This window comes from Ensifer sp. SL37 (assembly GCF_026672675.1).
GTDB lineage: Bacteria > Pseudomonadota > Alphaproteobacteria > Rhizobiales > Rhizobiaceae > Ensifer > Ensifer adhaerens.
This window is the reverse complement of sequence record NZ_JAPPRN010000006.1, coordinates 3,922,000-3,942,007: the sequence shown is the minus strand read 5'-3', so window position 1 is coordinate 3,942,007 and position 20,008 is coordinate 3,922,000. Positions and strand designations below refer to the sequence as shown.

25 protein-coding genes are annotated in these 20,008 nt (G+C 61.9%); 14 read left to right on the top strand and 11 right to left on the bottom strand.

Annotation, left to right across the window (positions count from 1 at the left end):
* The 10 genes from rplR to rplQ all read left to right on the top strand — a co-directional run bounded on the left by rplR (position 1) and on the right by rplQ (position 6,711).
* Entirely contained in the window at positions 1–363 is a 363-nt protein-coding gene (gene rplR / locus OVA00_RS31415) for a 50S ribosomal protein L18 (RefSeq protein ID WP_034795567.1), read from the top strand.
* A gap of 128 nt (positions 364–491) precedes the next feature.
* Positions 492–1,061 carry a 30S ribosomal protein S5 gene (gene rpsE / locus OVA00_RS31410; protein ID WP_034795569.1) on the top strand — a complete coding sequence of 190 codons (570 nt, stop codon included), beginning with the start codon at positions 492–494 and terminating at the stop codon, positions 1,059–1,061.
* Positions 1,062–1,073: 12 nt separating this feature from the next.
* A complete protein-coding gene (rpmD, locus tag OVA00_RS31405) occupies positions 1,074–1,277 on the top strand; it encodes a 50S ribosomal protein L30 (RefSeq protein ID WP_043623384.1) in 204 nt (67 codons plus the stop codon).
* A 13-nt stretch (positions 1,278–1,290) separates the two neighbouring features.
* Complete coding sequence (rplO, locus tag OVA00_RS31400; protein WP_034795576.1) at positions 1,291–1,761, top strand: 50S ribosomal protein L15; 471 nt, start codon at positions 1,291–1,293, stop codon at positions 1,759–1,761.
* 233 nt (positions 1,762–1,994) lie between these two features.
* On the top strand, positions 1,995–3,335 hold the full coding sequence (secY, locus tag OVA00_RS31395) for a preprotein translocase subunit SecY (protein WP_034795578.1): 1,341 nt from the start codon (positions 1,995–1,997) through the stop codon (positions 3,333–3,335).
* The gene (locus OVA00_RS31390) at positions 3,332–3,910 is read left to right on the top strand and encodes an adenylate kinase (protein ID WP_034795582.1); all 579 of its coding nucleotides are present in this window, start codon (positions 3,332–3,334) and stop codon (positions 3,908–3,910) included. Before secY ends, OVA00_RS31390 begins: the two co-directional genes overlap by 4 nt.
* A 232-nt stretch (positions 3,911–4,142) precedes the next feature.
* On the top strand, positions 4,143–4,511 hold the full coding sequence (gene rpsM / locus OVA00_RS31385; protein ID WP_034795586.1) for a 30S ribosomal protein S13: 369 nt from the start codon (positions 4,143–4,145) through the stop codon (positions 4,509–4,511).
* A 226-nt stretch (positions 4,512–4,737) separates the two neighbouring features.
* Entirely contained in the window at positions 4,738–5,127 is a 390-nt protein-coding gene (gene rpsK, locus OVA00_RS31380; RefSeq protein ID WP_003536496.1) for a 30S ribosomal protein S11, read from the top strand.
* A gap of 103 nt (positions 5,128–5,230) precedes the next feature.
* The gene (locus tag OVA00_RS31375) at positions 5,231–6,241 is read left to right on the top strand and encodes a DNA-directed RNA polymerase subunit alpha (RefSeq protein WP_034795592.1); all 1,011 of its coding nucleotides are present in this window, start codon (positions 5,231–5,233) and stop codon (positions 6,239–6,241) included.
* Positions 6,242–6,285: 44 nt separating this feature from the next.
* Positions 6,286–6,711, top strand: a complete 426-nt coding sequence (rplQ, locus tag OVA00_RS31370; protein ID WP_034795595.1) for a 50S ribosomal protein L17 — start codon at positions 6,286–6,288, stop codon at positions 6,709–6,711.
* Between the two features lie 160 nt (positions 6,712–6,871).
* Here the strand turns inward: rplQ and msrQ are convergent, their stop codons facing one another.
* Both msrQ and msrP read right to left on the bottom strand, forming a co-directional pair.
* Positions 6,872–7,525 carry a protein-methionine-sulfoxide reductase heme-binding subunit MsrQ gene (gene msrQ / locus OVA00_RS31365; RefSeq protein ID WP_268090292.1) on the bottom strand — a complete coding sequence of 218 codons (654 nt, stop codon included), beginning with the start codon at positions 7,523–7,525 and terminating at the stop codon, positions 6,872–6,874.
* A gap of 2 nt (positions 7,526–7,527) precedes the next feature.
* On the bottom strand, positions 7,528–8,472 hold the full coding sequence (msrP, locus tag OVA00_RS31360) for a protein-methionine-sulfoxide reductase catalytic subunit MsrP (RefSeq protein WP_268090290.1): 945 nt from the start codon (positions 8,470–8,472) through the stop codon (positions 7,528–7,530).
* Positions 8,473–8,670: 198 nt separating this feature from the next.
* Here msrP and OVA00_RS31355 point away from each other — a divergent pair, with 198 nt between their 5' ends.
* The 3 genes from OVA00_RS31355 (at position 8,671) to sugE (ending at position 11,918) form a co-directional block, all read left to right on the top strand.
* Positions 8,671–10,068, top strand: coding sequence for a DegQ family serine endoprotease (locus tag OVA00_RS31355; RefSeq protein WP_268090289.1), 1,398 nt, complete (start codon positions 8,671–8,673; stop codon positions 10,066–10,068).
* Entirely contained in the window at positions 10,065–11,378 is a 1,314-nt protein-coding gene (locus OVA00_RS31350; RefSeq protein ID WP_060585474.1) for a replication-associated recombination protein A, read from the top strand. Before OVA00_RS31355 ends, OVA00_RS31350 begins: the two co-directional genes overlap by 4 nt.
* Before the next feature lie 225 nt (positions 11,379–11,603).
* The gene (sugE, locus tag OVA00_RS31345) at positions 11,604–11,918 is read left to right on the top strand and encodes a quaternary ammonium compound efflux SMR transporter SugE (RefSeq protein WP_034795623.1); all 315 of its coding nucleotides are present in this window, start codon (positions 11,604–11,606) and stop codon (positions 11,916–11,918) included.
* A 134-nt stretch (positions 11,919–12,052) separates the two neighbouring features.
* On the opposite strand, the gene OVA00_RS31340 is transcribed toward sugE, so the two are convergent.
* From OVA00_RS31340 to OVA00_RS31300, 9 genes are all read right to left on the bottom strand, one after another.
* Positions 12,053–12,838 (bottom strand): ATP12 family chaperone protein, encoded by a 786-nt coding sequence (locus OVA00_RS31340; protein WP_113294910.1) that lies wholly within the window; start codon positions 12,836–12,838, stop codon positions 12,053–12,055.
* Positions 12,831–13,496: an HAD-IA family hydrolase gene (locus OVA00_RS31335; protein ID WP_113294909.1), complete on the bottom strand. Its 666-nt coding sequence runs from the start codon at positions 13,494–13,496 to the stop codon at positions 12,831–12,833. The genes OVA00_RS31340 and OVA00_RS31335 overlap by 8 nt, the downstream gene beginning before the upstream one ends.
* Positions 13,496–14,488, bottom strand: coding sequence for an RluA family pseudouridine synthase (locus OVA00_RS31330; protein WP_034795631.1), 993 nt, complete (start codon positions 14,486–14,488; stop codon positions 13,496–13,498). Before OVA00_RS31330 ends, OVA00_RS31335 begins: the two co-directional genes overlap by 1 nt.
* 213 nt (positions 14,489–14,701) lie before the next feature.
* Positions 14,702–15,079, bottom strand: a complete 378-nt coding sequence (gene crcB, locus OVA00_RS31325) for a fluoride efflux transporter CrcB (RefSeq protein ID WP_060520939.1) — start codon at positions 15,077–15,079, stop codon at positions 14,702–14,704.
* A 72-nt stretch (positions 15,080–15,151) separates the two neighbouring features.
* A complete protein-coding gene (gene fghA / locus OVA00_RS31320) occupies positions 15,152–15,985 on the bottom strand; it encodes an S-formylglutathione hydrolase (RefSeq protein ID WP_060610172.1) in 834 nt (277 codons plus the stop codon).
* Positions 15,986–16,009: 24 nt separating this feature from the next.
* Positions 16,010–16,657, bottom strand: a complete 648-nt coding sequence (locus OVA00_RS31315; RefSeq protein WP_034795640.1) for a DUF1345 domain-containing protein — start codon at positions 16,655–16,657, stop codon at positions 16,010–16,012.
* Positions 16,658–16,705: 48 nt separating this feature from the next.
* Positions 16,706–17,146, bottom strand: a complete 441-nt coding sequence (locus OVA00_RS31310) for a YaiI/YqxD family protein (protein ID WP_113187868.1) — start codon at positions 17,144–17,146, stop codon at positions 16,706–16,708.
* An 81-nt stretch (positions 17,147–17,227) separates the two neighbouring features.
* On the bottom strand, positions 17,228–18,355 hold the full coding sequence (locus OVA00_RS31305) for an S-(hydroxymethyl)glutathione dehydrogenase/class III alcohol dehydrogenase (protein WP_077961485.1): 1,128 nt from the start codon (positions 18,353–18,355) through the stop codon (positions 17,228–17,230).
* A gap of 69 nt (positions 18,356–18,424) precedes the next feature.
* Complete coding sequence (locus OVA00_RS31300; protein WP_034804375.1) at positions 18,425–18,820, bottom strand: helix-turn-helix domain-containing protein; 396 nt, start codon at positions 18,818–18,820, stop codon at positions 18,425–18,427.
* 246 nt (positions 18,821–19,066) lie between these two features.
* Between OVA00_RS31300 and OVA00_RS31295 the strand changes: the two genes are divergently transcribed.
* Entirely contained in the window at positions 19,067–20,005 is a 939-nt protein-coding gene (locus OVA00_RS31295) for a DMT family transporter (RefSeq protein ID WP_234798737.1), read from the top strand.
* Positions 20,006–20,008: the final 3 nt, after the last annotated feature.

Below are 20,008 nucleotides of genomic sequence, written 5' to 3'. Positions count from 1 at the left end.
ATGGCTAGCAGGAAAGATACTCTTGTGCGTCGCGCCAACCGCGTGCGCCGTCAAATCAAGGCGGTCGCCAATGGCCGTCCGCGCCTGTCGGTTCATCGCTCGTCGAAGAACATCTACGTACAGGTTATCGACGACGTGGCCGGCAAGACGCTTGCGTCTGCCTCCACGCTCGATACCGATCTGCGTTCGTCGTTGAAGACGGGCGCTGACACGGCAGCTGCTGCTGCCGTCGGCAAGCTCATCGCTGAGCGTGCCGCTAAGGCTGGCGTCAAGGACGTTGTCTTTGATCGTGGCGCCTTCATCTATCACGGCCGCATCAAGGCTTTGGCCGATGCTGCCCGTGAAGGTGGTCTGAACTTCTGATCGGTCGCCAGGCGGGCGTTGCGCCTGCCTGGCACTCTCATAGGTTTCCGGTCGCATCCGATCCATCGGACGGGGGCGACTTTTGTCAATCTGCCGATTGCACCCGGAAAAGAAAAAGGAAAAGGACAATGGCACAGGAAAGAAAGGGTTCTCGCGAAGATCGCCAGAACCGCGAAGAGCGCGACAGCGAATTTGTCGATAAGCTCGTAGCAATTAACCGCGTCGCCAAGGTGGTGAAGGGCGGTCGTCGTTTCGGTTTCGCCGCTCTCGTCGTCGTTGGCGACCAGAAGGGCCGCGTTGGCTTCGGTCATGGCAAGGCACGCGAAGTGCCGGAAGCCATCCGCAAGGCAACCGAAGCCGCAAAGCGCGACCTGATTTTCGTCCCGCTGCGTGGTGGTCGTACCCTGCATCACGACGTTCACGGCCGTCATGGCGCCGGCAAGGTGCTGCTGCGTTCGGCCAAGGCCGGTACCGGTATCATCGCTGGTGGCCCGATGCGCGCCGTCTTCGAAACGCTCGGCGTTCATGACGTCGTTGCCAAGTCGACCGGTTCGTCGAACCCCTACAACATGGTTCGCGCAACGTTCGACGCCCTCAAGAACCAGATGCACCCGAAGGACATCGCAGCTCAGCGCGGCATGAAGTACGCCACGCTCCAGGCTCGTCGTGTTTCCTCCGGCGCTGCTTCCGAAGAATAAGGGAGCTGACAGATGGCTAAGAAAGAAGTCGCAGCGAAGACCGTTACCGTCGAGCAGATCGGTAGCCCCATTCGCCGTCCGGCCGTACAGCGTCAGACGCTGATCGGTCTGGGCCTCAACAAGATGCACCGGGTTCGCACGCTGGAAGACACTCCGTCTGTCCGCGGCATGATCCGGACTGTCCAGCACCTCGTTCGCGTCGTCGACGAGAAGTGAGGGGGATAAGCTCATGAAACTGAATGAAATCAAGGACAACGAAGGCTCGACCCACAGCCGTAAGCGTCTTGGCCGTGGTATCGGCTCGGGCTCCGGCAAGACCGCCGGTCGCGGTGTGAAGGGTCAGAAGGCTCGTTCGGGCGTCGCCATCAACGGCTTCGAAGGCGGCCAGATGCCGATCTACCGTCGTCTGCCGAAGCGCGGCTTCAACAACATCTTCGCTTCGGAGTTTGTTGTCGTGTCGCTCGGCCGTATCCAGACGGCAATCGACGCCAAGAAGCTCGATGCTTCCAAGACCGTTGACGCAGCTGCCCTCAAGGCTGCCGGCGTCATCCGTCGCGAAAAGGACGGCGTCCGCGTTCTGGCCGACGGCGAACTGAAGGCGAAGGTTTCGCTCGAAGTTGCCGGTGCGTCCAAGTCGGCGATCGAGAAGATCGAAAAGGCTGGCGGCTCGATCAAGCTGCTCGCTGCGGCTGCTGAATAATATTATTGATGAACCGCCCGGGGTGCTTCACTCCGGGCGGTTTTGCTCCCATATGTGAGCCTCACGTCCGCAAGCGCGAATCGCTCGCCGCGGCGGACATAGCGGAAACCACGGTGAGGCATCCGATTGCAGACACAATCGCCTCGCGTCCGGTTTTCAAGACGAAAAGTTAGTCCTTCCGGAACGGACCGGGTGTTCCCGCTGATTCCGAGATTTGGTACGCGGAGAATTGCATGGCTTCTGCAGCGGAACAGCTCGCCTCGAACCTGAATTTCTCGACTTTCGCCAAGGCGGAAGATCTGAAGAAACGGCTCTGGTTCACGCTTGGTGCGCTTCTGGTTTACCGTCTTGGCACCTATATCCCGCTGCCCGGTCTTAACCCGGAAGCGTTTGCCCAGGCATTCCGCGGCCAGAGCGGCGGTATCCTCGGCCTCTTCAACATGTTTTCGGGCGGTGCAGTTGAGCGCATGGCGATCTTCGCGCTTGGCATCATGCCCTATATCTCTGCTTCGATTATCGTTCAGCTGATGACCTCTGTCGTTCCGGCACTGGAACAGCTGAAAAAGGAAGGCGAGCAGGGCCGCAAGATCATCAACCAGTACACCCGTTACGGCACGGTGCTTCTCGGCACGGCGCAGGCTTACGCCATCGCCGTCGGTCTCGAGAGCGGCAACGGCCTCGTCAACGATCCGGGTTGGTTCTTCCGTGTTTCGACCGTCATTTCTCTGCTTGGCGGCACCATGTTCCTGATGTGGCTCGGTGAACAGATCACCTCGCGCGGCATCGGCAACGGCATCTCGCTGATCATTTTCGCCGGTATCGTCGCACATCTGCCGACGGCTCTCGCGGGCACGCTCGAACTCGGCCGCACCGGCGCTCTGTCCACCCCGCTGATCCTCGCGATCATCGTCATGGTCGTCGGCGTCATCGCGCTCATCGTGTTCGTCGAACGTGCGCAGCGGCGGCTTCTGATCCAGTATCCGAAGCGCCAGGTCGGCAACCGCATGTTCCAGGGCGACACCTCGCACCTGCCGCTGAAGCTCAACACCGCGGGCGTCATCCCGGCGATCTTCGCCTCGTCGCTGCTGCTTCTGCCGGCAACGCTTGCAGGCTTTGCCAACACGGCGACGCTGCCGGGGTGGGCGACCACCGTGGTTGGCGCACTTGCGCACGGCAAGCCGCTCTACATGGTGCTCTACGGTGCGATGATCGCGTTCTTCGCCTTCTTCTACACCGCGATCGTGTTCAATCCGAAGGACACGGCCGACAATCTGAAGAAGCACGGCGGCTTCATTCCGGGCATTCGTCCGGGCGAGCGTACCGCGGAATATATCGATTATGTCCTGACGCGCATCACCGTGATCGGTGCGGCCTATCTGATCTTCGTCTGCATTCTGCCGGAAGTTCTGATCGCTCAGACCGGCGTGCCGTTCTACCTTGGTGGTACGTCGCTTTTGATTGTTGTCAGCGTCACCCTTGATACGGTAGCACAGATCCAGGGCCACCTCATCGCACAGCAATATGAGGGGCTGATCAAGAAGTCGAAGCTGCGCGGAGGAAAGAGGGGACGATGAGACTGATTTTTTTGGGACCGCCGGGCGCTGGCAAGGGGACACAGGCCAAGCTTCTGACGGAGCGATACGGCATTCCGCAGCTTTCCACAGGAGATATGCTGCGGGCGGCCGTCGCCCAGGCGACCGAGGTCGGCAAGCGTGCGAAGGCGGTCATGGATGCCGGTCAGCTGGTATCCGATGAGATCGTCAACGAAATCGTGTCGGATCGCATCGACCAGCCGGACTGCGCGAAGGGGTTCATCCTTGACGGTTACCCGCGCACGGTTCCGCAGGCGATTGCGCTCGGCAAGATGCTCGAGGGCAAGGGTCTGAAGCTCGATGCCGTAATCGAGCTCAAGGTCGACGAGGCAGCCCTTGTAAAGCGGATGGAGAATCGCGTAGCGGAAACCATCGCAGCCGGCGGAACCGTCCGTTCGGACGACAATCCGGAAGCCTTCAAGCGCCGGCTGACCGAGTACCGTGAAAAGACGGCGCCGCTCTCCGAGCACTACGCCGGAACGGGGCAGCTCAGAACGGTTGATGGCATGGCGGAAGTGAACACCGTCACCGCCGAGATCGAGAAGATTCTGGCTTAGACACTGGTCTTTGCCGAAAAGGAACTGCCGGGGAGTTGACTTTTCCGGCCGATTCCGCCAAAGACAGCGCCAACTCGCGACATGAGAGCGGTCGGCGCGGTCTTCAAAGAAAATGAAGTCCGGGTGCGGTCGTTTTTGACGTGTCTCGAACCTCAATCAACGTGCGGCTCTTCGAGGTCGCGTAACGAAGCACCTATTGCCGGATGGCAACTGGAACGCAAGGAGAATAGACGTGGCACGTATCGCTGGCGTCAACATCCCGACGGCAAAGCGCGTAGTTATTGCGCTGACCTACATTCACGGGATCGGCCCGAAATTCGCACAGGAAATCATCGAGAAGGTCGGTATTCCGGCTGATCGTCGCGTGCATCAGCTGACGGACGCTGAAGTCCTGCAGATCCGCGAAACGATCGACCGCGACTACCAGGTCGAAGGTGACCTGCGTCGCGAGACCTCGATGAACATCAAGCGCCTGATGGACCTCGGCTGCTACCGCGGCCTGCGTCACCGTCGTGGCCTGCCGGTTCGCGGTCAGCGCACCCACACCAACGCTCGCACCCGCAAGGGTCCGGCGAAGGCGATTGCCGGTAAGAAGAAGTAATTTCCCGAAAAGGGAGATTGGGAGGCTGGTGTCAAACGCCGGCCTCCTTTTGCAGTTTGGAAGGGCGTTTGCCTGACCTTTGTTCGGCCGATCCGGCCGGGCGATATGTTCGCCGGACGATATCTCGTCCTGCGGGAAATGAAGATGCAGGGCAGGGGACGTCAAATCCTTTTCCCGGTGGAGCCGCTGGAATTACGGCGGTGCAGAGATCTAAGAAAGGGATCCTATGGCCAAGGAAGCCACCCGCGTTCGCCGTCGCGAACGCAAGAACATCACGTCTGGCGTCGCGCACGTCAATTCGTCGTTCAACAACACCATGATCACCATCACCGACGCACAGGGCAACGCGATTGCCTGGTCGTCTGCCGGTGCCAAGGGTTTCAAGGGTTCGCGTAAGTCGACCCCGTTTGCCGCACAGATCGCCGCTGAAGACTGCGCCAAGAAGGCTCAGGAACACGGCATGAAGTCGCTGGAAGTCGAAGTTTGCGGTCCGGGTTCCGGCCGTGAATCCGCACTTCGCGCGCTGCAGGCTGCGGGCTTCATGATCACCTCGATCCGCGATGTGACCCCGATCCCGCACAACGGCTGCCGCCCGCGCAAGAAGCGCCGCGTCTGATCATATGCATTCAACATGCCGGTGAGGGCGCAGACGCGCGCTCCCGGTCTTCGGGGCTCGGTTGCCACGATTGGATGGTGGCAACGAACGGAAGGCAGAAAACATGATCCAGAAGAATTGGCAGGAACTGATCAAGCCGAACAAGGTGGAGTTCGTCTCCTCCGGCCGCACCAAGGCAACGTTGGTTGCGGAACCGCTTGAACGCGGCTTCGGTCTGACGCTCGGCAACGCGCTTCGCCGCGTGCTGCTGTCGTCGCTGCGCGGTGCTGCTGTCACCGCAGTGCAGATCGACGGCGTCCTGCACGAGTTCTCCTCTATCCCGGGCGTCCGGGAAGATGTGACGGACATCGTGCTCAACATCAAGGAAATCGCCATCAAGATGGATGGCGACGACGCGAAGCGCATGGTCGTGCGCAAGCAGGGTCCGGGCGTTGTAACCGCCGGTGACATCCAGACGGTTGGCGATATCGAAATCCTCAACCCGAACCATGTGATCTGCACCCTCGACGAGGGCGCTGAGATCCGCATGGAGTTCACCGTCAACAACGGCAAGGGTTACGTGCCGGCTGATCGCAACCGTTCGGAAGATGCTCCGATCGGCCTGATCCCGGTCGACAGCCTGTACTCGCCGGTCAAGAAAGTGTCCTACAAGGTGGAAAACACCCGCGAAGGCCAGGTTCTTGACTATGACAAGCTGACGATGTCGATCGAGACGGACGGTTCCGTCACCGGTGAAGATGCGATCGCATTTGCGGCCCGCATCCTTCAGGACCAGCTGTCGGTGTTCGTCAACTTCGACGAGCCGCAGAAGGAAGCAGAGGAAGAGGCAGTTACCGAACTCGCCTTCAACCCGGCGCTTCTCAAGAAGGTCGACGAACTGGAACTTTCGGTCCGTTCGGCCAACTGCCTGAAGAACGACAACATCGTCTACATCGGCGACCTCATTCAGAAGACCGAAGCAGAAATGCTCCGCACGCCGAATTTTGGTCGCAAGTCGCTGAACGAAATCAAGGAAGTTCTCGCTTCCATGGGCCTGCACCTCGGCATGGAAGTGCCGTCCTGGCCGCCCGAGAACATCGAAGATCTCGCCAAGCGTTACGAAGACCAATACTAACCATTAGACTGCGGGCGAGTGCCTGCAAGTGAAGGAGAATAGCCATGCGCCACGGTAAAGCCGGCCGCAAGCTGAATAGAACCGCCAGCCACCGCAAGGCGATGTTTGCCAACATGGCAGCTTCGCTGATCGAACACGAGCAGATCGTTACGACCCTGCCGAAGGCCAAGGAAATCCGCCCGATCGTCGAGAAGCTCGTCACGCTCGGCAAGCGCGGTGACCTGCACGCTCGCCGCCAGGCGATCTCGCAGATCCGCGACGCCGCTGTCGTTGCCAAGCTGTTCGACACGATCGCATCGCGCTACGCCACCCGCAACGGCGGCTACCTGCGCATCATGAAGGCTGGCTTCCGTCACGGCGACAACGCGGCGCTCGCCGTCATCGAATTCGTTGACCGCGACGTCTCGGCAAAGGGCGCGAAGGATCTCGCCCGCGTTGCTGCAGAAGCCGAAGCTGCTGAAGCAGCCTAAGCCGATCGAAGGCAGAAAATTGAAGCGGCCGGGTGTTCGTCACCCGGCCGCTTTTTCTTTTGGGGCTGTTGCTTAGCGTGCGTTTGACGGTGTGCTCGTTCTGTCACCGTTTCGTCGAAATGCGATCGAGGGTCGATGTCCTGGCGAGGCGAAGATGGCCTCAGGCGCTTCCGGCGGCGGTTCTGACCGGCGCATTGGCCGCCTGTCGCTTGCGCCGCAGATACGGCTTGCGCACCAGCCGCCAGACAAGCAGTACGGCGACGAGCCCGAGATAAAGCAGCTGTTCGGCGCCGATGACCTTCACCGACATCGAAAAATGCACGGCGCCGGCGGCGGCGATCACATAGGCCAGGCGGTGAAGCGTGTTCCACCGCGTACCAAGCCTGCGGATCGACCAGTTGTTGGAGGTGAGCGCCAGCGGGATCAGCATGACGAGTGCGGCCATGCCGATGGTGATGAAGGGGCGGCGGGCGATGTCGGCCAGTATGCTCGGAAAGTTTAGCCGCTGATCGAGCAGCATGTAGGCGAGGAAGTGCATCAGCACATAGTAGAACGCCAGCAAACCCAGGGCCCGCCGATAGCGCAGCCAGTTGATGCCGAATAGGTCGCGAATCGGCGAGATCGCCAATGTCGCGACGAGGAAACGCAGCGCCCACAGGCCGAGCAGGTGTTCGAATTCCTTGACCGGGTTTCCGGGCAGTTGGCCCGTAGCGCCGAGATAGAATGCATAGGCGGCGGGCAGCAGACCAAAGCCGTAGAGCCCCCAGACCGAGGCCGAATGGTAGCGATTTGGGAGCGAGGGCAGGCGGGCCATGATCAATAGTTCGCTCTGAGATCCATGCCGGCATAAAGTCCGGCCACCTCGTCGGCATAGCCATTGAAGGGCAGGGTATCGCGCCGGTTGGAGCCGAAGAAGCCGCCACCGCCGATGCGGTTTTCCGTTGCCTGGCTCCAGCGTGGATGATCGACCGCCGGATTGACGTTGGCAAAGAAGCCGTACTCGTTCGGCGCCGAGAGGTTCCAGGTGGACGGTGGCTGGGTTTCCGTGAGCGAAATACGCACGATCGACTTGATCCCCTTGAATCCGTATTTCCAAGGGGTAACCAGCCGGATCGGCGCGCCGTTCTGGTTGGGAAGCGTCTTGCCGTAGACGCCGACGGACAGCAGCGTCAGCGGGTGACGGGCCTCGTCGAGTCTCAGCCCTTCGCGATAGGGCCAGGCAAGCGGCTGGAAGAAACCGGATTGTCCCGGCATTTCCGACGGGCGCACCACGGTTTCGAACGAGACATATTTCGCGCTGCCAAGCGGCTCTACCTTGTCGAGCAGGGCCGAGAGCTGAAACCCGGTCCAGGGGATCACCATCGACCAGGCCTCGACACAGCGCATGCGGTAGACGCGTTCCTCGATCGGGAGCGCTAGCAGTTCCTCGAGCCCGAATTCCTTCGGCTTGCCGATGAGGCCATCGACTTTCACCGTCCAGGGCGTTGGCTTGAAGCTGTTCGAATTGGCAGCAGGGTCGCCCTTGCCGGTCCCGAACTCATAGAAATTGTTGTAGCTGGTGACGTCGGCCTCCGGCGTCAGGTCTTCGTCGACAGTGTATTTGCTCTTGGGCGCGCCGAGTGCGGCCGCCAGCCCCGTGCCGCTGCCCGCAAGCAGCATGCCGCCGCCGGCAGCAGCCCCTAGGAAGGTGCGGCGGTTGAAAAAGAGGGCCTCCGGGGTGATCTCGGAGGAAACGATTCGCGGCGGGCGGTAAGATGGCATGGTCTTTTCCGAAGTGATTTATGAGCCTTGTCTTCTATGAACTCACCAGACTTTCGATCACCGTGAAAGGGGTTGCGAACCACGTTTTCGTGCGTAGCGCGTGAAGCTGGCAACTTTGCGTATCCTGCGCCAACATTTGCCTTTTTTCCCGCGAAATCCTATCTGAACGTAGCCGCGACGAATAGGAGAATGCTTTACATGATCGTAGGTCGAAGAGCGCTTGTTTCGCTCGTCATCGCTGTTTCTCTCGCCTGTCCGGCATTGGCCCAGGAGGCCGAGAGCGTTCCGCAATCGCGGACCGAGATGCAGCTTTCCTTTGCGCCTCTCGTCAAGCAGACGGCAAATGCCGTCGTCAACGTCTATGCCGAGCGGGTGGTCGAGCGCCGTTCGATTTTCTCCGGTGACCCCTTCTTCGAGGAGTTCTTCGGCCAGCGCATGCCGAACCGCTCGGAGAAGCAGTCTTCGCTCGGTTCCGGGGTGATCGTCGGCAAGAACGGCATCGTCGTGACCAATAATCACGTCATCGAGGGCGCCGACGATATCAAGGTGGCGTTGGCCGATGGCCGCGAGTTTCCCTGCAAGATCGTGCTCAAGGACGACCGGCTCGACCTCGCTGTTTTGAAGATCCAGTCGGACGGTCCCTTCGACATCGTGCCGCTTGGTGATTCCGATGCAGTCGAGGTCGGCGACCTCGTGCTTGCGATCGGCAACCCCTTCGGCGTCGGCCAGACGGTGACGAGCGGCATCGTCTCGGCGCTCGCGCGCAATCAGGTCTCCTCGGGTGATTTCGGCTTCTTCATCCAGACGGATGCGGCGATCAACCCGGGCAATTCCGGCGGTGGCCTTATCGACATGAACGGCCAGCTCATTGGCATCAACACGGCCATCTTCTCCAAGGGCGGCGGTTCTAACGGCGTTGGCTTTGCCATCCCGGCCAATCTGGTGAAGGTCTTCGTTGCGTCGGCCGAAGGTGGCAACGGCGCCTTCGTGCGTCCCTTCATCGGCGCCAGCTTCGAGCCGGTCACTTCGGAAGTGGCCGAAGCCCTTGGCCTCAGCCGCGCCCGTGGTGCGCTGGTGACCGCCGTCGTGGCCGGTGGCCCGGCCGAACAGGCCGGTATCAAGCCCGGCCAGGTGATCACCGCCGTCAACGGCATCGAGGTCGAACATCCCGACGCACTCGGTTATCGCCTGACGACGGTCGGCATCGGTCATGAGGCGCGCGTCACCGTATCGGAAAACGGCAAGCCGCGGGAAGTGACGATCAAGCTCGACCGGGCTCCAGAAACGTCGCCACGGGATGAACGGCTGATCGAAGGTCGTAACCCCTTCGCCGGTGCAGTCGTTGCCAACCTGTCGCCGCGCCTTGCCGACGAGCTGCGCATGTCGACCTCGCTGCAGGGCGTCGTCGTCATGCAGGTCAACCGCGGTTCGCCCGCCGCCCGCATCGGCCTCGAGCCGAAGGACATCGTGCGGTCGGTCAACGGCACGGCGATCGACACGTCGAAGACGCTGGAACAGGTAATGGCCGACGATGCCTCCTTCTGGCGTGTCGAGATCGAGCGCGACGGCCAGCTCATCCGTCAGTTCTTCCGATGAGCGACCTGTTCACCGCCCACGAGCCACCGGAAATGGCGTCGGCAAGACCGCTTGCCGACCGGCTTCGCCCGCGAACGCTTGCCGAAGTCACTGGTCAGGATCACCTGACCGGTGAGGATGGCGTGCTGTCGCGCATGATTGCTTCGGGTTCGCTCGGGTCGATGATCTTCTGGGGGCCGCCCGGAACCGGCAAGACGACCGTGGCGCGGCTGCTTTCGGGGGAGGCGGGTCTCGCCTTCGAGCAGATCTCCGCGATCTTCTCCGGTGTCGCCGATCTCAAGAAGGTGTTCGAGGCGGCGCGAGCAAGGCGCATGTCCGGCCGTCAGACGCTACTCTTCGTCGACGAAATTCATCGCTTCAACCGGGCACAGCAGGACAGCTTCCTGCCGGTGATGGAAGACGGCACCGTGATCCTTGTCGGCGCGACGACGGAAAACCCATCCTTCGAACTCAATGCCGCTCTCCTGTCCCGAGCCCGGGTGCTGACCTTCAAGCCGCATGGCGAAGACAGCATCGAGGAACTGCTGTCGCGCGCCGAAGAGACTGAGGGCAAGAAACTGCCGCTCGATGCGGATGCGCGCGCCAGCCTTATCCGCATGGCCGACGGCGACGGTCGCGCTGCGCTGACGCTGGCGGAAGAAGTCTGGCGCGCGGCGCGGCGCGACGAGATCTTCGATGCGGCAGCACTCCAGAACATCGTCCAGCGCCGGGCGCCGGTCTATGACAAGGGCCAGGACGGCCACTACAATCTGATCTCGGCCCTGCACAAGGCGGTGCGTGGCTCTGATCCGGATGCCGCACTCTACTATCTCTGCCGCATGTTCGATGCCGGCGAGGATCCGCTTTATCTCGGGCGGCGCCTGGTGCGCATGGCGGTCGAGGACATCGGCCTTGCCGACCCGCAGGCCCTGGTGATCTGCAACGCCGCCAAGGACGCCTATGACTATCTCGGCTCGCCCGAGGGCGAACTGGCGCTTGCCGAAGCCTGCGTCTATCTCGCGACCGCGCCGAAATCGAACGGCGTCTATACCGCCTACAAGGCAGCGATGCGGGCGGCGAAGGAAAACGGCTCGCTGCTGCCGCCGAAACATATCCTCAACGCCCCGACGAAACTGATGAAGGGTGAGGGCTACGGCGACGGCTACCGCTACGACCATGACGAGCCGGATGCTTTTTCCGGCCAGGACTATTTCCCCGAGAAGATGGGGCGCAGAACCTTCTATGATCCGCCGGAGCGCGGTTTCGAGCGCGAGATCCGCAAGCGGCTGGAATGGTGGGCGAAACTCCGTCGGGAGCGCAACGCACCGTAGGGGGCAGACTTGCAGACCCTCAGCGCCTCGCACGTTTCCATGGTTTCAACGACAGCGTGAAATGGTTTAGCTTTGCCGCGGACGCAGGGCTGATTTGCCCTTGACCGCCTTGCCGGCGAAACTGGAGTGTGAGATAGAACCCGCGTTGCAGACGGCTGCACGGTTCGCAAAGGCGATACCGAACATCCGCGGGGACGGCCTCGCTCCAAACTTTGGGAGTTTGACATGGCCTGGTTCCTTCTTCTGCTTGCCGGTATTCTTGAAATCGGCTGGGCAATTGGTCTCAAATACACGGATGGTTTTACGCGGGTGACACCGACGATCCTGACCGTCGGTTCGATGATCCTCAGCATCGCGTTGCTCGGTCTCGCCGTGCGGACCCTGCCGCTCGGTACGGCTTACGCTGTCTGGACCGGCATCGGCACCGTCGGCACCGTGATCCTCGGCATTTTCCTGTTTGCCGAACCGGCAACCTTCGTTCGCCTTGGCTGCATCGCGCTCATCGTCAGCGGTATCGCCGGCCTGAAGCTGGCCGCTTAACGCTGCGGCTATTGGCTTTCGTTACGTTAGCGCGAACAGAACCGCTCTGACGCCGACATATTGAACAAAAAAGAAAGCGGGCTGCGCGTCGGAAGACACGCAGCCCGCTTCGCATTCCGTGGTATCCGGTGTCGTCAGCGCAGGGCGTCAAGAACCGTGGCGACTGCCTGCATTTCCTGCCAGCGGTTCTCGCGGCGGCGGAAGGCCTCCTCGTCGGTTCCCCAATGTTCGATCTGCCAGTCCTCGTCGACATGGGCGGCCGTCCAGGCTTCTTCGGCGGATATCCGGCCGGAAGCGAAGGCGAGCGCCAGCAACGCAGAGCCGGTCAGGCTCGTCACCGTGTGGACGCAGGTGAGGCCGAGCGGGGTTGCGAAGGCGCGCAGGCCTTCGGCATAGGCGGAAAGCGCTTCCTCCGGCTGCTCCTGGTGGATCACGCCTTCGGCGAGGATGAAACGGGCGCCGAGTGCCTGCTGGGCCCACTCGATCACCGGGTTCCAGATTTCGTTCTGGCGGGCGACGAGGCCCTCCGGGCTATCGGCGCGATAGCAGAGCATGTCCGTTCCGGCGAAACGCAGGATATCGTCGAAGACCGAGCGCTGGTCCTTGGCGACGCCGTCAAGTGCGGTGTTGACGATACGCGTGATCGGCATCTTGCCGGGATCGATGACCTCTGCCTGCGCATCCCATTCGGCGGCGAGCATGTCGGCGAGCTTGCGCGTCGGCACGGCAAGCGGCTGCTTGGCCGGCGTGCGCACGGTGCGGCCGTCGAGCAGCACCGCGTGCGTATCGCCATCGGCCGCGGCCACGCTGACGTCCTTGTAGAAGCGCTTCGGCAGCGGCTTCAGCATCTGGATTTGCGCGCGGCGGACCGGATCCTCGTGGCTCATCGCACCGCTGAGTTCGTCGCGAATATCAGGCATGATTGTGTTCCATCCATTCAATGATGTCGGCCGGCGTCCGGGCAACGAAATCTGCGCCCGCCTCGATGAGATCAGGCACCGACGCGTAGCCCCAGGCAACGCCGATGGCGGATGCTCCAGCGGCCTTGGCCATCTGCATGTCGTAGATCGCGTCGCCGATCACGACCGTATCCTTCGCATCGATGCCGGCTTCAAAGCAGCATTCCGTCACCATGGCCGGATGCGGCTTGGAGGGGCAGTCGTCGGCGGTGCGGGACACGAAGAAGATCCGGTCGAAGCCGTGAGTCTCGGAAATATGCGTCAGGCCGCGGCGCGACTTGCCGGTTACGGCGCCGATCAACAGTGCGTCGCGTGACGACAGCGTCTGCATCATGTCGGCGATACCCGGAAACAGAAGCTCCTGGAAGCCTGTCTCTGCGCGAACGCCGGCGAAGATCGACTTGTAGTGTGCCGTCATAGCCAGCGCCTGATCGTCGACATGTTCGCGGCCGAGCAGGCGCGCGATGGCAATGTCGAGGGTCAAGCCGATAATGCTCTTGGTTGCCGAGAGGGGCGGGCGCTCGAGATCGAAGGCCTCGAAGGTGCGCGCCATCACTTCATGGATCAGGCCTCCGCTATCGACCAGCGTACCGTCACAATCAAAAAGCGCCAGTTTCATCAGTCGTCCTCGCCAGGCTCGTTCTCTTCGAAGCCCAGCAGGTTCCAGCTCTGGACCATGTGCGGTGGCAGCGGTGCGGTCACGCGGAGGCGGCCACCGTCCGGGTGAGGAATATCGATATGGCGCGCGTGCAGATGCAGACGGTTCTGCATGCCGCCGGGCAGGCTCCAGTTGATGTCGGCGTCGAAATATTTGGGGTCGCCGAGGATCGGGTGTCCAATGTGCAGTGCATGGACGCGAAGCTGATGGGTGCGGCCGGTATAGGGCTCCATCTCCAGCCAGGCGAGGTTCTGTGCGGCCTGTTCGCGAATACGGTAGTAGGAGATGGCGTGGTCGGCACCGTCTTCGCCGTGTTTGGCGATGCGCATACGGTCGCCATCCGGCGTCTGCTCCTTGACGAGCCAGGTGGAGATGCGGTCTTCGCGCTTGCGCGGCACGCCCTTGACCAGCGCCCAGTAGGTCTTTTTGGTGTCGCGCTCGCGGAAGGCGGCGGTCAGCTTCTGCGCTGCACCCCGGGTGCGGGCAATCACCAGGACGCCTGACGTGTCGCGGTCGAGCCGGTGGACGAGACGCGGCTTTTCGCCCTTCTGGTTGGTCCAGGCTTCAAGCATCTTGTCGATATGTCGGTTGACGCCCGAGCCGCCCTGAACGGCAAGGCCGGCAGGCTTGTTGAGCACGATAACCTTGGCGTCCTCGTGCAGCACCATGCGCGACAGCAGTTCGCCGTCGGGTGAGTTCCTGAGGTCGCGTCCGGCGATCGGCCCGGTCTTGGTTTCCTTGGGATCGACTCCGAGCGGCGGAATGCGGATCGTCTGGCCGGGCTGGATCCGCGTGTCGGATTTGGCGCGGGCACCGTCGACGCGGATCTGGCCGGAGCGCAAAAGCTTCTGCAGCGGGCCGAAGCCCAGTCCCGGAAAATGCACCTTGAACCAGCGATCCAGGCGCATGCCCGCCTCGTCACCGTCCACCTGCCTGTGTTCTATGCCTGCCATTTGAGCGAACCTGCCTTCTGTTTGGTCGCAGCGTCGCGCGTCGGTCCGAAGCCCCTGCGTTGGGATGACGCAAAGAGGAAGCTTCAGGCGCGCAAAGGCTGCCGCAATATTTTCGTTGCTGCATGACAATGCCCTCGAAGCGACAACGGTTGAAGGACAATGCAGCAATGCGCCGCGTGTCCCCTGGATACGCAGCGCCTGTAAGACGAGCCTTTAGACTATTGCGCGCATCAGAGCCAGCCCGCTGAAGACCGCGAGGATCGAAAGCGCGACACTGGCGATGACATAGACGGCCGACAGCATGACATCGCCGCGCTCGAAGAGCGTGATTGCGTCCAGCGAGAAGGCGGAAAAGGTGGTGTAACCGCCGAGAATGCCGGTGATGAGGAAGACACGCATGTCCGGCGAGGCGCCGAACTTGCGCATGATCACTTCGGCGAGCACGCCGATCAGGAACGACCCCGTTATGTTGACGCCAAACGTGCCCCAGGGAAAGCCGGACCCGAAGCGGTGAACGGCCCAGAGACCGACGAGATAACGCAGCATCGAGCCGATCGCGCCGCCGGCGCCAACAAGGAGAAGGTGGGTCATCAGTCGCTCCGGGTAGATTGACGGCGCAATTCCGCGAAAGCGGCTTTCATACGGAATTGCGCCATTCGGTGGCTAGATCAGCCGCTCGGCATGCCAGCGCAGATGATCGTCCATGAAAGTCGAGATGAAGTAGTAGGAATGGTCGTAGCGTTCATGCATGCGCAGCGTCAAATCGATGCCGGTGCCCTTGACCGCTTCCTCGAACAGCCAGGGACGCAGGCCGTTTTCAAGGAAGCTGTCCGCCTTGCCCTGATCGATCAAGAACTCGGGGAAGCGCGCACCATCCTTGACGAGCGCGCAGGCATCATATTGGCGCCAGGCGGCGCGGTCCGCGCCCAGATATTTCTCGAAGGCGCCGATCGACCAGTCGGCGGTCGAAGGCTCGACGATCGGGGCAAAGGCCGAGCAGCTCTTGAAGCGGCCCGGGTTCTTGAGCGCGATGGTCATGGCGCCGTGACCGCCCATCGAATGGCCGAAGATGCCCTGGCGGCTCATGTCCATGCGGAAGTGCTGGCTGACGAAGGCGGGCAGCTCCTCGGTGATGTAGCTATACATCTGGTAGTGCTCGGCCCAGGGCGTTTCGGTGGCATCGAGATAGAAGCCTGCGCCCTTGCCCATCTGCCAGTTCGTCAGTTCGTCGGGAACATCAGTGCCGCGCGGGCTCGTATCCGGGCAGACGACGATCAGCCCGAGCTCGGCGGCCATGCGCCGGTACTCACCTTTCTCCATGACGTTCGCATGTGTGCAGGTGAGGCCGGAGAGATACCAGAGCACCGGCCGCGGCTCGTTGATTGCCTGTGGCGGTACGAAGACGGCGAAGGTCATCTCGCCCTTGCAGGCCCTGGAATCGTGCGAAAAGACGCCCTGCATGCCGCCCAAGGCGGTATTTTGCGAAAGGACTTTCATGGGATGCTCCTTGGATAAAGATGCTCAGCCGGCAAGCTGCACGGCCGCATTGACGGCGGCGGCGACGAGCACGGTGTTGAAGAAAAACGATACGATGGCGTGTATCAGGTTGATGCGCCGCATGGCCGTCTTGGTGATGGCGACATCGGAGGTTTGCGCCGTCATGCCGATGACGAAGGAAAAATAGAGGAAGTCAAAGCCGCCAGGCTCGGGCGTTTCGGGAAAATCGAGTCCGCGTGCCGGTTCGGTGGTCGGACCATCGGGTGCTGGGACCCAATAGACATGGGCGTAGTGCATGGCCGCCATCATGTGGATCGTTGCCCAGCCGAGCACAACGGAGGCAAAGGCGAGGCCGAGCGCCAGCGCCGAGCCGGACTTCTCGCCGTTGAGCGCGAAAAACAGGGATACGAGCGAACTCGCGGCTGCCCCGAACGTCACGAGCAGGATCACGACCTCGGGCTCGTCGGTGTTCCTGGCATGGGTCTTCAGATGCCGACCGGTCATCATCCGCAAGCGCCGCCAGCATAGGACGAGATAGACGCAGAAGAAGGTGATCGCTGCCCCTTCAAGGGCGAAACGCTGCGCCACGAACCAGAGGACAGGCACGCTTGCGAGCGCGCACAGAATGGCAGTGTAAAACGGCCAGTGCCTGAGCTTAGTCGTCGCTGCCATGCTAGTGCCCCTGCGATTGCGGGCCCCATGGTCCCGCCCGTTGCGCGATCATTTTTTCGACTGACGCGCGAGTCGGTCAAGGGTTTCGAGGAAGGCGGATCGATCGCGCGGTGTGAAGGCGGCGTTGTAGCCCTTGCTCTCGCCGGTCTCGCGCAGGTGCTGTCCGAGATCGCGCATCGCAGACGCCATGCCGATATTGCCCTTGTCGAAGACCCGGCCGGAGGGGCCGGTGACAAGTGCGCCGGCGGCAACGCAGCGAACGGCAAGCGGCACGTCGGCGGTAACGACGATATCGCCCTCGTGCGCCCGTTCGGCGATCCAGTTGTCGGCCGCGTCGAAGCCTGCCGAGACGATGACATTGTGCACCATCGGGTCGCGCGAAGGGCGCAGGCCCGAATTGGCGACCAAGGTCACCTCGATCCCGTGGCGCTCGGCCACTTTCAGGATTTCGGCTTTCACCGGGCAGGCGTCTGCGTCGACATAGATCATCTTGAATCAACTTCTCAACGGGACTGAAAAAGGCGCCGGAAATCAATCGTCTCCGGCGCCTCCTTGAATCAAAATAGCAGCTTAGTAGAGAACGACCGAGCGGATGCTCTCGCCCGAATGCATCAGTTCGAAGCCCTTGTTGATGTCTTCGAGCGGCATCGTGTGGGTGATCATCGGGTCGATCTCGATCTTGCCTTCCATGTACCAGTCGACGATCTTCGGCACGTCGGTGCGGCCGCGCGCACCGCCAAAGGCGGTGCCCATCCAGCTGCGGCCGGTGACGAGCTGGAACGGCCGGGTGGAAATCTCCTGGCCGGCGCCGGCAACGCCGATGACCACCGACTTGCCCCAGCCGCGATGCGAGGCCTCGAGCGCCTGGCGCATCACCTTGGTGTTGCCGGTGCAGTCGAAGGTGTAGTCGGCGCCGCCGATCTGGTCGGCTCCGCGCTTGGTCATGTTGACGAGGTAAGGCACGATGTCGTCGCCGACCTCCTTCGGGTTGACGAAGTGGGTCATGCCGAAGCGCTCGCCCCAGGCCTTCTTGTCGTTGTTGAGGTCGACACCGATGATCATGTCGGCACCGGCAAGGCGCAGGCCCTGAATGACGTTGAGGCCGATGCCGCCGAGACCGAAGACGATCGCAGTCGCACCCATTTCCACCTGTGCCGTGTTGATGACGGCGCCGATGCCGGTCGTCACGCCGCAGCCGATGTAGCAGATCTTGTCGAACGGCGCGTCCGGGTTGACCTTGGCAACCGCGATCTCCGGCAGCACCGTGTAGTTGGCGAAGGTCGAGCAGCCCATGTAGTGGTGGATCTTGTCCTTGCCGATCGAGAAGCGCGAGGTGCCGTCGGGCATCAGGCCTTGGCCTTGCGTCGAGCGGATCGCGGTGCACAGATTGGTCTTGCGCGACAGACACGACGGGCAGGAGCGGCACTCGGGCGTGTAGAGCGGAATGACATGATCGCCCTTCTTCACCGAGGTCACACCCGGGCCGACGTCGACGACGATGCCGGCGCCTTCATGGCCGAGGATCGCAGGGAACAGGCCTTCCGGATCGGCGCCGGACAGGGTGAAATCGTCGGTGTGGCAGATGCCTGTGGCCTTGACCTCGATCAGCACTTCGCCGGCCCGCGGGCCTTCGAGCTGAACCGTCATGACCTCGAGCGGCTTGCCTGCCTGAACGGCAACGGCGGCGCGTACATCCATCTATTTTCTCCTTGGACTGAAATGACGTCGGGCCGCCAGAACGGCGGCCCTAAGTGGAATCGCAATAGGTTATCGAATGTTCTGTTGAACGCGATTGAGTTCCATCTCAAGAGCGGCAATCGCCTTGCCGGTCTGTTCGTGCAGCTTCTTGACGAGGGCGAGCTGCTCGCGCAGGCCGTCCTTCTCGTCGATTGCGTCGGCATCCGGCGCGCGGCCGAGCCCGGCGATCAGCCAGGCCGGGGTGACGCCGAGTACGCCTGCAAGCATGAACAGCCGGTTTGTGCGGGGTTCGGCCCGATCCCGTTCCCAGGCCGCGATCGTCTCCGTGCGCACGCCGAGTTGATCGGCCAGTTCCTTGGCGCTGAGATTTGCGGCGTCGCGCGCCCTCCAGATGCGTCCTCCCAGCGTATCACCGTCGCTGGTGTCGCGCAGGCGGGCAATCATCGTTTCGGTGGACAAGCGCATGGACATCTCCTTTGCCACGGTCACGTTCAAAGGTCCCGAACCATGGGGGCCGACGGCCGACCTTTGGATCCGGGGCGGAAGATTGTCCTGAGCTTATAGGCATTTGGGCGGCGAGGGACCACCCCGAAGCGCCAAAAACACCGTCAATTGCGGCTAGGGCGCGGATAGTTCTTTCTCCGTCGCATCCTCGGCCGTTGAAAACCAACGCGTAGGCTCTAATGTGCGGCGGCCACAGGAGCTTGCCCCATGACAGACGCCCGAACTGCGACCACCGAACCCGCCGACACGGTGATGCAGGGCGTCGCCATCATGCTCTTTGCCATGGTCATCCTGCCGGGTATGGACGTGATTGCGAAATACATGGCCGTCTATGAGGGCATGTCGCCGGGGCAGGTGACCTTTTACCGCTTCTTCTTCCAACTGGTAGCGACGCTACCGATGCTGCTTGGCGCCGGTGGCCTGCGGGCGCTGAGGCCAAAGCGGCCCTGGGCCAATCTGCTGCGCGGTGTACTGCTGGCGACCGCGGCCTTGTTCTTCTTCATATCGGTGAAGTACATGCCGCTTGCCGACACCTTCGCCATCTATTTCGTCGAGCCCTTCATCCTGACCTGTCTTTCGGCGGTGTTCCTCAAGGAAAGAGTGGGCTGGCGGCGCTGGCTCGCCATTGTCGTCGGTTTCGGTGGAGCGATGATCGTCATCCAGCCGAGCTTTGCCGCTTTCGGCCTGACCGCGCTGTTGCCGGTTGCCTGCGCCTTCGTCTTTGCCTGCTACCTGCTCCTCAACCGTGCTGTCGGTACCGGCGACTCGCCGCTGACGATGCAGACAATAGCCGGCATCGGCGGCACATTGACGATGGCGCTGGTGATCCTGATCGGCAACGGCATGGGCAGCGCCGATTTCGTGCCGTCGCTGCCGAAGTCGCCGCTTGGCTGGATGCTCGTGATCGTGCTTGGCGCGCTGTCCGGCTACGGCCATCTGCTGGTGGTCAAGGCGTTCCGGGCGGCACCCGTCTCGCTGCTCGCGCCGTTTCATTATTTCGAGATCGTCACGGCGACGGCGCTCGGTTATCTCATCTTCGGAGACTTTCCGTCGCTCTCCAAATGGCTTGGTATCGCCATCATCGTTGGCTCGGGCCTCTTCATCATCTGGCGTGAGCGGCAGGCTGGACGTCGAACGGCAAGTTGAACG

What these genes read in the sequence shown, in the direction of transcription:
- fghA (WP_060610172.1), bottom strand. Translation starts at nt 15,985, where the DNA reads ATGAAAGTCCTTTCGCAAAATACCGCCTTGGGCGGCATGCAGGGCGTC.
- OVA00_RS31375 (WP_034795592.1), top strand. Translation starts at nt 5,231, where the DNA reads ATGATCCAGAAGAATTGGCAGGAACTGATCAAGCCGAACAAGGTGGAG.
- OVA00_RS31350 (WP_060585474.1), top strand. Translation starts at nt 10,065, where the DNA reads ATGAGCGACCTGTTCACCGCCCACGAGCCACCGGAAATGGCGTCGGCA.
- OVA00_RS31305 (WP_077961485.1), bottom strand. Translation starts at nt 18,355, where the DNA reads ATGGATGTACGCGCCGCCGTTGCCGTTCAGGCAGGCAAGCCGCTCGAG.
- OVA00_RS31300 (WP_034804375.1), bottom strand. Translation starts at nt 18,820, where the DNA reads ATGCGCTTGTCCACCGAAACGATGATTGCCCGCCTGCGCGACACCAGC.
- rpsK (WP_003536496.1), top strand. Translation starts at nt 4,738, where the DNA reads ATGGCCAAGGAAGCCACCCGCGTTCGCCGTCGCGAACGCAAGAACATC.
- OVA00_RS31335 (WP_113294909.1), bottom strand. Translation starts at nt 13,496, where the DNA reads ATGAAACTGGCGCTTTTTGATTGTGACGGTACGCTGGTCGATAGCGGA.
- crcB (WP_060520939.1), bottom strand. Translation starts at nt 15,079, where the DNA reads ATGACCCACCTTCTCCTTGTTGGCGCCGGCGGCGCGATCGGCTCGATG.
- secY (WP_034795578.1), top strand. Translation starts at nt 1,995, where the DNA reads ATGGCTTCTGCAGCGGAACAGCTCGCCTCGAACCTGAATTTCTCGACT.
- msrQ (WP_268090292.1), bottom strand. Translation starts at nt 7,525, where the DNA reads ATGGCCCGCCTGCCCTCGCTCCCAAATCGCTACCATTCGGCCTCGGTC.
- rplR (WP_034795567.1), top strand. Translation starts at nt 1, where the DNA reads ATGGCTAGCAGGAAAGATACTCTTGTGCGTCGCGCCAACCGCGTGCGC.
- OVA00_RS31355 (WP_268090289.1), top strand. Translation starts at nt 8,671, where the DNA reads ATGATCGTAGGTCGAAGAGCGCTTGTTTCGCTCGTCATCGCTGTTTCT.
- OVA00_RS31390 (WP_034795582.1), top strand. Translation starts at nt 3,332, where the DNA reads ATGAGACTGATTTTTTTGGGACCGCCGGGCGCTGGCAAGGGGACACAG.
- rplO (WP_034795576.1), top strand. Translation starts at nt 1,291, where the DNA reads ATGAAACTGAATGAAATCAAGGACAACGAAGGCTCGACCCACAGCCGT.
- OVA00_RS31310 (WP_113187868.1), bottom strand. Translation starts at nt 17,146, where the DNA reads ATGATCTATGTCGACGCAGACGCCTGCCCGGTGAAAGCCGAAATCCTG.
- rpsE (WP_034795569.1), top strand. Translation starts at nt 492, where the DNA reads ATGGCACAGGAAAGAAAGGGTTCTCGCGAAGATCGCCAGAACCGCGAA.
- sugE (WP_034795623.1), top strand. Translation starts at nt 11,604, where the DNA reads ATGGCCTGGTTCCTTCTTCTGCTTGCCGGTATTCTTGAAATCGGCTGG.
- OVA00_RS31295 (WP_234798737.1), top strand. Translation starts at nt 19,067, where the DNA reads ATGACAGACGCCCGAACTGCGACCACCGAACCCGCCGACACGGTGATG.
- OVA00_RS31340 (WP_113294910.1), bottom strand. Translation starts at nt 12,838, where the DNA reads ATGCCTGATATTCGCGACGAACTCAGCGGTGCGATGAGCCACGAGGAT.
- rplQ (WP_034795595.1), top strand. Translation starts at nt 6,286, where the DNA reads ATGCGCCACGGTAAAGCCGGCCGCAAGCTGAATAGAACCGCCAGCCAC.
- msrP (WP_268090290.1), bottom strand. Translation starts at nt 8,472, where the DNA reads ATGCCATCTTACCGCCCGCCGCGAATCGTTTCCTCCGAGATCACCCCG.
- OVA00_RS31330 (WP_034795631.1), bottom strand. Translation starts at nt 14,488, where the DNA reads ATGGCAGGCATAGAACACAGGCAGGTGGACGGTGACGAGGCGGGCATG.
- OVA00_RS31315 (WP_034795640.1), bottom strand. Translation starts at nt 16,657, where the DNA reads ATGGCAGCGACGACTAAGCTCAGGCACTGGCCGTTTTACACTGCCATT.
- rpmD (WP_043623384.1), top strand. Translation starts at nt 1,074, where the DNA reads ATGGCTAAGAAAGAAGTCGCAGCGAAGACCGTTACCGTCGAGCAGATC.